Source organism: Paraburkholderia dinghuensis (genome assembly GCF_003837865.1).
Taxonomy (GTDB): Bacteria; Pseudomonadota; Gammaproteobacteria; order Burkholderiales; family Burkholderiaceae; genus Paraburkholderia; species Paraburkholderia dinghuensis.
Genome location: NZ_RQIS01000001.1, coordinates 577,881 through 591,382, shown reverse-complemented (window position 1 = coordinate 591,382; position 13,502 = coordinate 577,881). Strand labels below are relative to the sequence as shown.

Below are 13,502 nucleotides of genomic sequence, written 5' to 3'. Positions count from 1 at the left end.
CGACGCGCTTTCCATTATCGGGGTTGACGGAGCGCGTGAATGGTTCCATTCGCTTAAAAGGAATTCAGATGAAAATCGCAATCGCCGGCACCGGCTACGTCGGCCTTTCTCTTGCTGTGTTGTTAGCCCAGCACAACGAGGTGGTAGCGTTGGACATCGTTCCCGAGAAGGTGACGATGCTGAACCGCAAGCAATCTCCAATCGAAGATCCGGAGATCGAAGACTTCCTTGCGCACAGGCCGCTGAACTTCCGCGCGACACTGGACAAAGAAGATGCCTACGCTGGAGCGGACTACGTAATCATCGCGACTCCCACCGACTACGACCCTGAAACGAACTACTTCAACACCCGTTCGATCGAGAGCGTGATCCGCGGCGTAAAGTCGATCAATTCGCGGGCCGTGATGGTGATCAAATCGACCATTCCTGTCGGCTATACGGAACGCGCGCGCGAGACGCTGGACACGAACAACCTGATCTTCTCGCCCGAATTTCTCCGCGAAGGCAAGGCCCTTTACGACAACCTGTATCCGTCGCGGATCGTCGTTGGCGAGCGCTCGGAGCGAGCGGAGGTCTTCGCGAATCTGCTCAAGCAAGGCGCGCAAAAAAATGACATTCCAACGCTTTTCACGGGCAGTACGGAAGCCGAGGCAATCAAGCTCTTCGCAAACACCTACCTCGCGATGCGCGTTGCCTATTTCAACGAACTCGATACTTACGCAGCCCAGCACGGCCTTGACACGAAGCAGATCATCGAGGGCGTATGTCTCGACTCGCGCATCGGCGCCCACTACAACAACCCGAGCTTCGGCTATGGCGGCTACTGTCTGCCGAAGGACACGAAGCAGCTCCTCGCCAATTACAGCGATGTGCCGCAGAACCTGATCCATGCGATCGTTGCGTCGAACAGCACACGTAAGGATTTCATCGCAGAGAGCGTGCTCAAGCGCAGTCCGAAGGTCGTGGGTATTTACCGGCTGGTGATGAAGGCCGGTTCCGACAATTTCCGTGCGTCGAGTATCCAGGGCGTGATGAAGCGTATCAAGGCGAAGGGCGTGGAGATCGTCGTGTATGAACCGGCCATGCATGAAACGACGTTCTTCAATTCGGCCGTCACGCGGGATCTGGCCGGTTTCAAGCGATCCGCAGACGTGATTCTCGCGAACCGGATGACCGCCGATCTGGAGGATGTGGCGGACAAGGTCTATACGCGCGATCTGTTCGGCGGCGACGCATGACGGTTCTGCCGCCGGCAGACAACTGCCAATCCACTGCGGAGTTCCCGCGTGTGCTGTTTTTTAACGTGAACGGCTCAGGAATGGGCCACCTGAATCGTTGCCTGTCGTATGCACGCAGGCTGCGCGGGCGCGCGCGTCCAGTTTTCTTTTCATTGGCGTCGGCGATCGAGATCATCGAGGAAATGGGTTTCGAGGCCGATTACTTTGTTTCTCCGTACTGGTCGTCGAATTCGACTTTCGCATGGAATAGCGAACTGGCTGTTCGCTTCGGGATGGTGCTGGAGCGTGTCCGGCCGGACGCGATCGTGTTCGACGGGACCTGGCCGTTTCAGGGCTTTCTGGCGGCGTGCGAAGCGTATGGTTCGCCAGCGCTCGTATGGTCCAATCGCGGCCTGCTCAAGGAGGGCGCCAAAACGGTGCCGGTGGACGAAGCGCGGTTCGATCTCGTGATCCAGCCCGGCGAATTGGGTGCCCACGAGAGCGAGGTCGAGCTTGCGCGTGGTGGAAAGCGCGCAGTCGTGCCGCCAGTGTGTCTCCTCGAAGACGATGAGGTGCTGGACCGCGCTGCGGCGAGAGGCGCGCTGAGTCTCCCGCAGAACGGACGCTTCGTGCTCTTTGCACTCGGGCCCGGGAATCTCAAGGATGTTGCCGGGATCGGTCATGGGTTGATTCGTCTCTTCGAGTCAGCGGGATTTCAGGTGGTCTGGGTGCGAGCGCCCATTTCGGTGCGTGACGTCGAATTGCCACCGGGCGTCCTGCCGCTCACGGTTTATCCGTTGGCGCGTTATCTGCGTGCGTTCGACGCCTTTGTGGGCGCAGCCGGCTACAACGCTTGTTGCGAACTGGTTCAGTCGGGCGTTCCCTCGCTGCTGGTCCCGAATGGCGAGCTGGCTGACGATCAGACCCGTCGCGCGAGGATGGTGGCCGACGTGATGCCGGCGGTCGTATCCGCGTGCGAGACCGACGAGCAGCGCGGTGCCGCAGTCGGAGAGCTATTGGAAATGCTGAACGTGAACCGCTCCAGACCGGCCGGAATCCCATTGAATGGTGCATCGCTTGCCGCGGAGAAAATTCTCGCATTGGCAATGGGCCGGGAGCGTCGGCATTGAGCGTAACTACTGAAACTCGCGCGTTGCGACGTCAGTTGAATGCGCTTGCGGTCAGGCCGGATTGGGCGCTGCTCACGCGACACGATCTGCTGCGCGACAAGCCTGCGTCAACGCTGGCGGGCCGGGTGTGGTGGCGCATTCGACGTCTGCTGGCATCGGGCGGATTGATGGCGCCGCATGTAACGCCTTATCCGTGGCTACCCACGCTCAAGCACAGGGTGGTTGCCGCCGACGTGAAGACACTGGTGATCTGGGCGCCCGCCGCAAACCGCGACGAATTGCGTGCGGCGTGCGAGGGCTTCTCGAAGAAGCTGTCGAAACAGGATAGTCCTGTGCCGGTGCTGGTAACAGAGGTCGCGGATTTCGCGTTTTATTCGCGGCTGGGTTGGCTCGTCGAGTATCTGCCGGAGTTGAGCGGCGACGGGCCATGTTATCGGCAAAGGAAGCAGGCTTATCTCGCGTGGCGTTATTGCGACGCATGTATCGTGCCGCTGAGTGCGGGACTCGCGAGCGAGTCGGACTGGCATGCGTTGCTCAAGTTGAGCGGGAAATAATGGAAAAAAATCGCTATGCGATGCTGACGGTGGATACCGAGGCATTGCCGAAGCGCGCACCGCACGATCACGTGAAGCGGCTAATGTGGGGCGTGCACGAACGCGGAACGGCAGGTGTCCGGGAGATGGCGTCGATTGGCGACGAATTCGGCGCGAAGCATGTGTTTTTCGTCGATCAATGCGGCGCGTGGTCGTACCTCGATGAGACGCGGGAGGTCGTACGCTGGCTGGATTCCGTGGGCCAGGACGTTCAGCTTCACACGCACCCGGAATATCTTCCGGATTCGTTCTGGGCGGAGCACGGGCTCGCGCGCCGGCCGCAATACATGAATCAATACACGGATGACGCGCGCGCGGCGTTCGTGATCAAGCATTTCGGCGGATTGATCGCGGAAGAAACGGGCAAGGCGGTGCTCGCGCACCGCGCGGGTTCGTTTCGCTGGAATGCGACGACGATCCGCGCGCTCAAAGCGGCGGGTGTGCCGCTGTCGTTCAACAATTCGATGTGCGCGGTTCACGCGGGGCAGTGTGTCTATAGCGAGCCCACGAATCTTCCGTACGCTTGGTCGAACGGTGTGATCGAAGTACCAATGACGGAAAAAAAGATCCTGCCGACGGTGGGCAAGGACGAGTGGTGGGCGCGTCTCACTTTTCCGGAATCGCCTTATTTCCGGTTTCGTCCTTGGTGGGGGAAATTGCTGTTCGACGCGTTTAGCGGCAGCCCGACATTCTCTATTTTTCTGATGCATTCGTGGTCGCTGTTGTACTGGGACGAAAGCGGCCACGCGACGTATCGCGACGATCAGCGTGTCGAGGGCTACCGTAAGCTGCTGTCCCGATTGACGAAGGATTACGACGTGATCACGACTGCGGAGTTTCTGGACCTGCACGCGCGCGGCAAGATCAGGACGACGCAGACGGTCGACCTCGCGGGAGCGGAAGTGAAGCCGTCGGGGAAAGCAAAGGCATGAGCGGCGTGATCGAATCGGTGCAGACGTTCGTGAGCGAACCGTTTCTCGGACTGAGTCGATGGTTGACGGTGAGAACGCTGGAACGCAGGTTGATGCGGCGCGCGAACGCAGCACAGTTCGACGCATGTCCGCGAAGCATGCTGTATGTGGCTGCGAGCGCACTGCCTTATCACACGAGCGGTTACACCACACGCACGCACGAAGTCATTCGTGCATTGACGTCGGCGGGCGCCCGCGTGCATGCGCTGACGAGGCCGGGCTATCCGGGTGACCGGTTCGACCGGTTGAGCGACGCGCACGGCGATGAAACACAGGTTGGCGACGTCCGTTATCTGCATGCGGGCGCGCCGGCGAATAACCGGCCGGTGTTGTTCTACGCGTTGCAGGCGGCACGCGTGATCGCCGAACAGGCGGTGCGGCACCGGGTGTCGGTGATTCATGCGGCGTCGAACCACGTCAACGCATTGCCGGCGTTGCTGGCCGCGCGGCAACTTGGCATTCCGTTCCAGTATGAAATGCGCGGCCTTTGGGAACTCACGCGCATTTCGCGGATACCGGAATACGACGGGCGGCAGGGGTTCCGGCAGGGATTGCAGCTGGAAGCGCTGGTCGCGCGGCACGCGGACCGGCTGTTCGTGATCTCGGCGCAACTGGGTCGTCTTGCGCAGCAAGAATGGGGCATCCGGGCCGAACGTATGTTCCTGTTGCCCAATTGTGTGGAACCCGAACGATTCGCGTCGATCGCACGACAGCAGCCCGACGCGGTGACGATAGGCTACGCGGGTTCGTTGATGGGCTATGAAGGCCTCGACACGCTGATCGATGCGGTCGCCCATCTGCAGGCGCGTGGCGTACCGGTCAAGGTCAATATCATCGGCGACGGCGAATCGCGTGCGGCGCTCGAAGCGCAGGTGCAGCGTCTCGGGTTAACGGAGCGCGTGCGCTTTGCTGGCCGGATGTCTCCCGACAAGGCACAGGAAACACTTGGCCATTGCGCAATCGTTTGCATTCCGCGCAAGCCGTTCAAGGTCTGCGAAATCGTGCCGCCGATCAAGCTGGTCGAGGCGATGGCGATGGGCAAGCCGGTTATCGTGCCCGACCTGCCGGTGTTTCGCGATGAAATGGGTGCGAATCCGGCCGGCTGGTTTTTCAATGCCGGTGATGCGTCCCATCTCGCCTCCGTGATCGAAGCGGCATTGGCCGATCGCAGCGCGTTGACTGCGCTCGGCGCACAAGCAAAACAGTACGCGACCACACAACGTAGCTGGCGCGATTTCGTGAAGAAAGCACTGCCTGACGGTGCGGGTGAAGAATTGAATGGTTGGCAGGCTGATTAGAAAACTGGGTTCGCTGGTCTACGACTATCCGAAGATAGCAGAGGACGTGGAGCGGGGCGGACGCTTTGGCCGTCTGAAGATCGCGCTCGTCACGGACTATTTCACCGCGGATTGTCTGTCCGCGGAATGCCGGGTGCGGGCCGTGACGCCCGCGAATTACCGCGACGTCATCGGTAACTGGAAGCCGGATCTCGTGCTCGTCGAGTCGGCGTTCCATGGCGTGGATGGCAGCTGGCGCTACGAACTGGCGAAGCAGCCGAAGTCGCTGCGCATGACGAAGCCCACTGCGATATTCCGGCTGGTCGACTTTGCGAGGCAGGCGGGTGTACCGGCCGTGTTCTGGAATAAGGACGACGGTCCGTTTTTCGATGCGTTCATCGATGTCGCGAAGGCGTTCGATTATGTGTTCACGACGGACGAGGAGTGTGTCGAACGCTATCGCCGGCAAGTGCCGGCTCATGTGCAGGTGAATACGCTCGTCATGCCGTACCAGCCAGCTTTTCACAGCTTTACGGGATTCAATTTCACGCGCAGGGAAGCGTGCTTTACCGGCAGCTACTACCGGCGCATTCTGGACGAGCGCCGCCGCTTTCTCGACATGGTGTTCGATAGCTGCGAAGAGACCTCGATGCCGGTCAACGTGTTCGACCGCAATCACGACCGTCTTTCGCGGCATATCGAGTTTCGCTTTCCGAAGAAGAGCCAGTTGCGGTTACACGCGAAAGTCCCACATCGCGAAACCGCGCTCGTCTACAAGTCGCACGTCGCGTCGATCAACGTCAATTCGGTCACGAGCTCCGAAACGATGTTTTCTCGCCGGCTCGTCGAGATTCTGGCGTGTGGCGGCATTGCGGTGACGAATCCCAGCCGCGCGGTCGACCGGCATTTCCGCGACTTCTGCCAGGTCGTGAATACGTATGAGGCGACGCGCGAGCTTTTCGCGCGGCTTCGTCACGGTCCTTCGGCGGAGGACATGGATCGCGCCGCGGCAGGCGCGGCCTATGTGCGGGAGCACCACACGTGGGCTCATCGGCTGGAGGACATCTGCGCCGTTGTGAAACTGTGAGGAATTGACGCCATGCTCGCGTTGCTTTCCTGGTTTTTTCAGGCGGTGTTCCTCGCAGTGGTGGTCTATTTCGCGCTCTACGTGCTGCTTGAACTGCGCGTCTTCTTGATTTCGCGAAAGGTCGAGCGGCGCGAATTGACCGAACTTTCACATCCGGGTGCGGAACCCGAAATGGATTTCTGGCCACCGGTGAGCGTGCTGCTACCGATCTGCAACGAGTCCGAGGTCGTCGAGCGGTTGATCGATGCCGCCTGCCAGATGTGTTATCCAGCCGGGACGCTAGAGATTCTGGTGCTCGACGATTCATCGGACGGTACGACCGAGCTCGCGCGCGTCAAGGTCGATGAATACGCGGCGCGGGGTGTCGATATCCGCCTCGTCCGTCGTTCGAGCCGAAAAGGCTACAAGGCGGGCAACCTCGTGCATGGCATTCGACAATCGCGAGGCGAATTCTTCGCCATTTTCGATGCGGATTTCGTGCCGCCGTCCGATTTTCTGCTGAAAACCATTCCGCGTTTCAGGGACCCGCACCTTGGTTTCCTGCAGACAGGTATCGGTTACGAGAATCGCGACGTGTCGTTTCTCACGCGCTTCCAGGCGATGGAGATGGGCCATCAGCAATACGTGACGGTCGGCTTGAGCGAAGACGGCGATATGGCGTCGCTGAGCGGCAGTTCCTGCGTATGGCGCCGGGCCTGCGTCGACGCGCTCGGCGGCTGGAATGCATCGACGGTCACGGAGGACGTGGACCTCGGCTACCGCGCGCAGTTCGGCGACTGGAAATACGCCTATATACGCGATGTGGTTTCGATGTCGATGCTGCCAGAGACGATTAGCGCGTTCCGCATTCAGCGCGAGCGCTGGGGGCGCGGATTGATTCATAGCGGATTCAAGCATGTGAAGCTGGTGTTCCATCACCATATGCCGCTAATGAAGCGGATGCATGCGTTATCCGTGATGTTTTCGTCGGTGCTGCTCGCCTCGATTTATGGGCTGGTCCTGCTCAGCTTGCCGTTGACTTATCTCGTCCGCTTCGACGGTTCCGGCGTCCGTTGGGGCGGGCTCGCGTTCTTTGTGCTTGTCGCGATCTGGGCGCTCGTCAACGCGTTCGGCGCGCGCAAGGGTGCACACCTCGAAGATCGGACAAGCATATTGAAACACCTGTGGGATACCTACCGCTATATCGCGATGTTCCTGCCGATGTCCTGGTATTACTTCGCCGGCGGAGTGCGCGCGCTATTCGGCGTTTACGGGGATTTCCACAGGACGCCAAAGGGAAAGGAGGGATATCGGTCGGTGCTTCCGCGTATCAACACGGTGTTGATGGCGGGTGAGGTCTTCACGTTTCTCTATTCGCTGGCGGCGGTTTGGGTGGCGGTTCGAACAAGAAATTACTTTCTGGTTCCGCTCGACGTAACTGCATGCTTTGGCTTTGGAATGGTGCTCTATTGGACTTGGAAAGAACGCCGCGCGGTCTGACGTTTCGTGCCGCGCGCGCGAGCGATGCGGCGGCCTGTGCGCCGCTCGTGTTTGCGGCGGGCGAGCGCGAATTCGAATTCTTCCTCGGCGCGCCGCCCGCGCAATGCATTGCGTTTCTACGGCATGCGTTCACGCTTTCCGGTGGACGCTTTTCGTGGCGGCGTCATCGGGTTGCCACCGATGAGCGCGGTGAGGTCGTGGCCGTGCTAGCGGCACATGACGGCCGCCACGTGTTCGCGGACGACCCGCACGTCGCGTGGACCTTGCTGCGTTACTTCGGGCTCGTCCGGGCAGTGCCGATGCTGCTGCGAGGTTTCGTGCTCGAAACCGAACTGCCAAAACCGAAGCTTGCGCAAACGCTCGTCACCCATTGTGCGACGCATGTCGATGCGCGGGGCACGGGCGTATTTACCGCGCTGTTCGAACATGCACTGTGTGACCTTGAACGGAGCGCATGCGAGATCGTGCTCGACGTACTCGTCACCAATACACGGGCAGCGGCGCTGTACCGGCGTCTGGGCTTCGTTGCGATGCCCCGGAGGCGACCGCCGCGGCGTCGGCTGCCGGCGGAACTAGAGTCGGTGCGCATGCGCTTTAGTGGGCATCCCGCCCGCAGTTTTCGCCCTCTTCGTCCTTGTGATCTTTCGACTATTCGTCGACATCATTCCAATTGAGGGGCATCTGTGCGTATTTTGTCGATATTCGGAACAAGGCCAGAAGCGATCAAGATGGTGCCGCTCGTAAAGCGGCTGCAAGCCGATGACGACGTTCAGTCGATCGTCTGCGTGACGGGGCAGCATCAGCAGATGCTGCAGCAGGTGCTCGACCTGTTCTGCATCGTGCCCGAATACAATCTCGCCGCGATGACCGCGAACCAGACGCTGAACGGACTCGCTTCGCGGCTCTTTGCTGGCATCGACGGCGTGCTCGAAGCGGAAAAACCCGATCGCGTGCTTGTGCATGGCGACACGCTGACGAGCATGGTGGGGGCGGTGTCCGCGTTTCACCGGCGTATTCCGGTCGCCCACGTCGAGGCCGGGCTGCGTACCGGCAATCTGTACGAGCCGTGGCCGGAGGAAATGAACCGGCGCGTCGTCGATGTGATCAGTGACCTGCTGTTCGCACCGACCGCGAGTTCGCGGGCGAATCTCGAAGCGGAGTCGCTTGGCGGGCGCGTGATCGTCACGGGCAATACGGTGATCGACGCGCTGCATCTGATGTGCGCACGGCTCGACAATGACGCGGCGCTGCGCGAGCGCATCGACGCGAAGTTTCCGTTCATCGAGCTCGAAGGCGGGCGACCGCTTCTGCTCGTCACCGGCCATCGGCGCGAGAGTTTCGGCGAAGGCTTCGCGAACATCTGTGCGGCGCTCGCGATGCTCGCGCAAACGGGCAAGATGCAGATTGTCTATCCGGTCCACCTGAATCCGAATGTGCGCGGACCGGTTCTTGAAACACTAGGACACCTGAGGAATATTCACCTGACCGATCCCCTTGAATACCCGGAATTCGTGCGTCTGATGCAGCGTGCGTCGATCGTACTGACCGATTCGGGGGGCGTGCAGGAGGAGGCACCGGCGCTCGGCAAGCCGGTGCTGGTGATGCGCGACGTAACCGAGCGCCCGGAGGCGCTGGCGGCGGGTACGGTGAAGCTGGTCGGCGCGCATCGCGACGCAATTGTGCACTCAGTGGAGCGACTCGTCGACGACGAAGCGGAGCGGCGCGCATTCGCGCGACGTGTGAATCCCTATGGCGATGGCCATGCATCCGCGCGGATCGTTGCCGCCTTGACCGGCAAGCCGTTCGAATCGTTTCCGAGCCGCGCGCTGCCGGGTTATCACCATCCGGGACGTGCTGTACCGGGCGCCACGGACTGATCGCGTACATCGACGGACGTGGGCTAATCCGTCCGAACTTCGAGCGCGCCTGGCACGCCGATCGGAACCAACGGGCGGCATGATCGCCGAACAGTTAGAGGTCCGAATGCCACGGGGCAACGTAAGTTGATATCGCGTGAGGAATGTTGTTTCTGTCGTGCTGCGGTCTGTCAACAATATCAATCCGGCCAGATGAACGAAGCGGTCAGAGCGACGAATGCCGGGAAGCGCTCGAATGGCTTGTGATACCGCGAGTAAAACGTCGAAACTATTTGCTGCGAGGCGTTTTCGACCGACCACTCTCCCCGGCAGCAATCCCGCGATCCGATTACATTAGTCATCCCGCAGCAACCGTCGCGCTATCCTGGCTTACCCAAAATAGGACGCAAGCAGATTTCAGCTGTGGTTGACGGTTCCCAGGGAATCTTTTGTCGGCAGACGCTAGGCGATGCGAATCAAAGCAGCCGTCGCGGGCGCAACGTTCGCCGTCAGGCTTTGGCCGGAAACCTCAATCGTTTGTTGCGGAGCTCCTGTCCATCCACCGTTCAGACTGATCGGCTGTCCGCCTAACGTAATGGGTATCCCACCGTTATAGATGCCGGGATTCGTCAAGGGTGTCGCTCCGGACGATTCGAGATTCGTTATCGTAGCCTGAGAGGCAGACCTGCCGGTTTCGATCGTCACACTTGCGGCATTGACCGGGTCCTTATTGTTGATAATCGCACAGATCTCGCCGGCGCTCGACGCGATTGCGTAACCGCTCAAAGCGGTGCTATTCGCGGTGAGATTACTGCTCAAGAGCTTGCCCGTCGCTCCCCCCTGGAATATCTGTGAAAAGAAAGCGAGTGCGTAGTAGAGCGGCTGAACGGCGGTGACGGTTCCCCGCGTGTCACCTATTGCGGTGTAGCTTGAAATCGAGCCATTGTTGTGGAAGTTCAGACCACTCGCGCCATATTTCGCGTGTGTGAAGATGAAGTCGATTGCCCACAACGCCGCCGCGAACACATTGCTCACGCCAGCCGGATTTGAACTTGAAAAATATGAATTGCATTCGCCGATACGAAACGGTATTCCGGTGGTATTCGAAGTGGCCTGCAGATTTCGCAGCGCGGCTATGAGATTAGTATCGGGGGTAGACAGCATCCCGTTTATCGATGGCGCCGCGCTGTTGTAGTTGTCGATGTAGTAGTGCTCGGTCATCAACGCAATGTTGCCGGCTTCGCTCGATGCAAAGCGTTCCGCCCATCCACCCTTCTCACTTGATGCCGCTGGACCACTCAGGACCGCCCCGGCAACAGCGCCCCGGATCGCCTGAGCGAATGCGCTCCAGCCCGCAAACGTGCCCTGCGCGAGCGTACCGCCGTTGAGAAACGTACTGTAGGTGAATCCTGCGAGGGTTGGCGTATTACTGTCTCCGTAGAGATCGGGTTCATTGCCGATCTCGAACGCCAACAACTGGCCACCGAGCATTTGCGACACATAAGCGGCTTCGTCGGCTGCGAGCGCCGGCGAAGCGATCGAGCCCCGCGAGCTGGCGAAATTGATGCCATAAAGCACCCGCCAGCCCGGACATTGCTTCATGAAGTTCGCAAAGTTCGCAACGTCGCGTTGTGATACCTGTCCGCTGGTTTGGCCGGCGCCAGCTGGTGTCCAGGAGATACGGTCGACGCTGTTTCCACCGATGCGCAGCACGCCCCCGCCCAATGCGTTAAGCAGTCCAATCAGGCTTGTATTATTCGGACCAAAGTAGACGCCAGGAGAAGTGTTAATGTGGTTCTTTTCAAAGCTCAGGCTGGCAAAGCTGGAGTCGAGCGACACTGTACCTGGTATCTGATTTTCCGCGATTTGCAGTGTTGCCGTCAGACCCGAAGATGTCGAGGCACCTTTATCGACATAATTACTTCCACCGTTCGAACTTCCGCCACATCCGGCCAACATTAATGCTGCCGAGAGGGTTGTGAATTGGACGAACGTCCGTCTATCCATAACCGGCAGTGGTGGGCATAGATGGCTCTTTTGCCTTTTACCCGTTGTTTTTTTCATAATAGATACTCTCCGTCCAGCAGATTTATTGTGGCCTTGTGCGTGGTTCTCGAAGCCGATAGCAGAGGCTGTCAGGTCACCTCTTCCTGACGGGCTGCGATACGGTTTTCTCGAACGTCATGGGGTTGGCGTGGTTCAATGGTGAATTTGGCCGACGAGCACCCTAAGAGCTGAGGCAGTCGACGATTTCGTCCATCCCCGCGCGACACGTCTCAAAGTGCCGGCCTTGCAGTCGCGCTACCTTCAACGAGCACGACATGTTTTTTGTCGGCGCATTATCTCAAAAATGTGCCGCTCAGACTGATCGATGTGTTTATGCCGCACACCTTGGCAGTGGTATTTAACAATTATCTGTAGTACTTTCTATTGCGGGTGCTCTTCGCAATCACGCGCCGTCAGATCGGCGCCGGAACTATGCCAAGTGATGCGCCCCTGTGTCTGACGGGCTTGCCTTCCCGCTCAGTCTTGAGCCAGTGAAAAAACGCCCGCACCGGCGCGTCCCGGCCACCGCCGTAGCGCTCTGGGCGACCTTGAACAGCGGATTCGCCTCAAGTCTGATTCGAGCCTGTAGCGTGTCCGTCTACTGCCTAACGGCGGAAAACGTAAAAACTTGAAGAATTCGGAAGGAGGGGGAGTGCCGGCTCCGGGAAACCACCGGCTCGTCCTTGATGCTATTCGTGCGCGAAGCCATCGCTCGCGCCTGAAAGCTGGAAAAAGCAATATGCGGGATGACGAACAATCTGGACGACGAAGTATCGTGTCAATGTTCCGGTCGTTCGCCGCGGCAGGCCGAGCGACGGCGTTCGTACTTGTGTTCTTCCAGACTGTTTCCGTGAATGCCCCGATTCTTGCTGCGCAGGGGCAGGCTGTCGCGGCTCAAACGTTGGTTACCGTCAGCGACCGTAGCGAGCGTTACGGGCATCGTCAAACGAAGTTTATTGTTCGCGTCGCCACAGACTTTGCTCACACCCCCGGCACCATCTCCGGCGGATGCTGCTTAAGCGCCTTCCTGGCCTCGCGAAACTCAGGAAAAATCGACTCGACGGTCTGCCAGAACCTGGGGCTGTGATTCATCTCCCGCAGATGAGCAAGTTCATGCGCGACGACATAGTCGACGATAGAAAGCGGAAAGTGCACCAGCCGCCAGTTGAGCCGGATCCGTCCTTCGCTTGAGCAACTACCCCAACGCGTCGTCGCCGAAGAAAGCGCATATGAGCGAAACGTCACGTCGAGCCGCTCGGCATAGACCGCGAGCCGCTCGCCGAAAATCCGCCTGGCTTCCCCTTGCAACCATCCGAGCACGCGGTCTTTGATCTGCTGCGGATCCGCGTGTGGCGGCAGCGGCAGCGCGAGCACGCGCGTCGTCTCGTCGAAGACAAGATGCCGCGCGCCGAGTGTCACCCGCACCGGCTTGCCGAGATAGGGCACTTCGGCGCCGTCACCCCACTCGATTCGCGGCAGCGCGCGCTGCTCCACGCGCGTTTGCCACTCAGCAAGCTTCGCGAAGATCCAGCGCTGCTTCTCGGCGATGGCATTCTCGATATCCGTAAGCGTGACCCAGCGCGGCGCCGTGATTGCGAGCCCGGTGCCGTCGATCGCAAATCCGATCGAGCGCCGCGACGAGCGTTTGAGCCGATAGTGCAGCGTCCGCGCGCCCAGCACGATCGAGCGCAGCTTCGTGCCGTCCGGTGCAAGCGGCGTAGCGGTAGGTGTAAGGGGTGTAGCGGGGGAAGCCGGCTGTGCGAAGAGCGGCAGATCGAGTTGACGGTTGTCGAGCGCCGCGGAGGGCCGCGGCGTGGGGGACTTCTGCATCGTCAGGTCTCGTGCG

General features: G+C 59.9%; 11 protein-coding genes. 9 read left to right on the top strand and 2 right to left on the bottom strand.

The genetic code is table 11. From position 1 onward, the window contains the following. Window positions 1-68: 68 nt before the first annotated feature. From D1Y85_RS02720 to wecB, 9 genes are read left to right on the top strand one after another with little or no spacing between them, the layout of a single operon-like run. Window positions 69-1,238, top strand: a complete 1,170-nt coding sequence (locus D1Y85_RS02720) for a nucleotide sugar dehydrogenase (protein WP_124149459.1) — start codon at window positions 69-71, stop codon at window positions 1,236-1,238. Continuing rightward, entirely contained in the window at window positions 1,235-2,347 is a 1,113-nt protein-coding gene (locus D1Y85_RS02715) for a glycosyl transferase (protein ID WP_124149458.1), read from the top strand. The genes D1Y85_RS02720 and D1Y85_RS02715 overlap by 4 nt, the downstream gene beginning before the upstream one ends. Next, window positions 2,344-2,901, top strand: coding sequence for a hypothetical protein (locus D1Y85_RS02710; RefSeq protein ID WP_124149457.1), 558 nt, complete (start codon window positions 2,344-2,346; stop codon window positions 2,899-2,901). Before D1Y85_RS02715 ends, D1Y85_RS02710 begins: the two co-directional genes overlap by 4 nt. Then, window positions 2,901-3,872 (top strand): polysaccharide deacetylase family protein, encoded by a 972-nt coding sequence (locus D1Y85_RS02705; RefSeq protein WP_246024743.1) that lies wholly within the window; start codon window positions 2,901-2,903, stop codon window positions 3,870-3,872. The genes D1Y85_RS02710 and D1Y85_RS02705 overlap by 1 nt, the downstream gene beginning before the upstream one ends. Next, complete coding sequence (locus tag D1Y85_RS02700) at window positions 3,869-5,209, top strand: glycosyltransferase (protein WP_124149456.1); 1,341 nt, start codon at window positions 3,869-3,871, stop codon at window positions 5,207-5,209. Before D1Y85_RS02705 ends, D1Y85_RS02700 begins: the two co-directional genes overlap by 4 nt. Further along, window positions 5,190-6,275: a CgeB family protein gene (locus tag D1Y85_RS02695; RefSeq protein ID WP_124149455.1), complete on the top strand. Its 1,086-nt coding sequence runs from the start codon at window positions 5,190-5,192 to the stop codon at window positions 6,273-6,275. Before D1Y85_RS02700 ends, D1Y85_RS02695 begins: the two co-directional genes overlap by 20 nt. 12 nt (window positions 6,276-6,287) lie before the next feature. Next, window positions 6,288-7,754, top strand: a complete 1,467-nt coding sequence (locus D1Y85_RS02690) for a glycosyltransferase (RefSeq protein WP_124149454.1) — start codon at window positions 6,288-6,290, stop codon at window positions 7,752-7,754. Next, window positions 7,697-8,428, top strand: a complete 732-nt coding sequence (locus D1Y85_RS02685) for a GNAT family N-acetyltransferase (RefSeq protein WP_124149453.1) — start codon at window positions 7,697-7,699, stop codon at window positions 8,426-8,428. The genes D1Y85_RS02690 and D1Y85_RS02685 overlap by 58 nt, the downstream gene beginning before the upstream one ends. A 54-nt stretch (window positions 8,429-8,482) precedes the next feature. Next, entirely contained in the window at window positions 8,483-9,631 is a 1,149-nt protein-coding gene (gene wecB / locus D1Y85_RS02680; protein WP_246024740.1) for a non-hydrolyzing UDP-N-acetylglucosamine 2-epimerase, read from the top strand. Window positions 9,632-10,072: 441 nt separating this feature from the next. Here wecB and D1Y85_RS02675 read toward each other — a convergent pair whose 3' ends face one another. Continuing rightward, window positions 10,073-11,674 carry a hypothetical protein gene (locus tag D1Y85_RS02675; protein ID WP_124149451.1) on the bottom strand — a complete coding sequence of 534 codons (1,602 nt, stop codon included), beginning with the start codon at window positions 11,672-11,674 and terminating at the stop codon, window positions 10,073-10,075. Window positions 11,675-12,637: 963 nt separating this feature from the next. After that, window positions 12,638-13,486, bottom strand: coding sequence for a M48 family metallopeptidase (locus D1Y85_RS02670; protein ID WP_124149450.1), 849 nt, complete (start codon window positions 13,484-13,486; stop codon window positions 12,638-12,640). Window positions 13,487-13,502 lie beyond the last annotated feature (16 nt).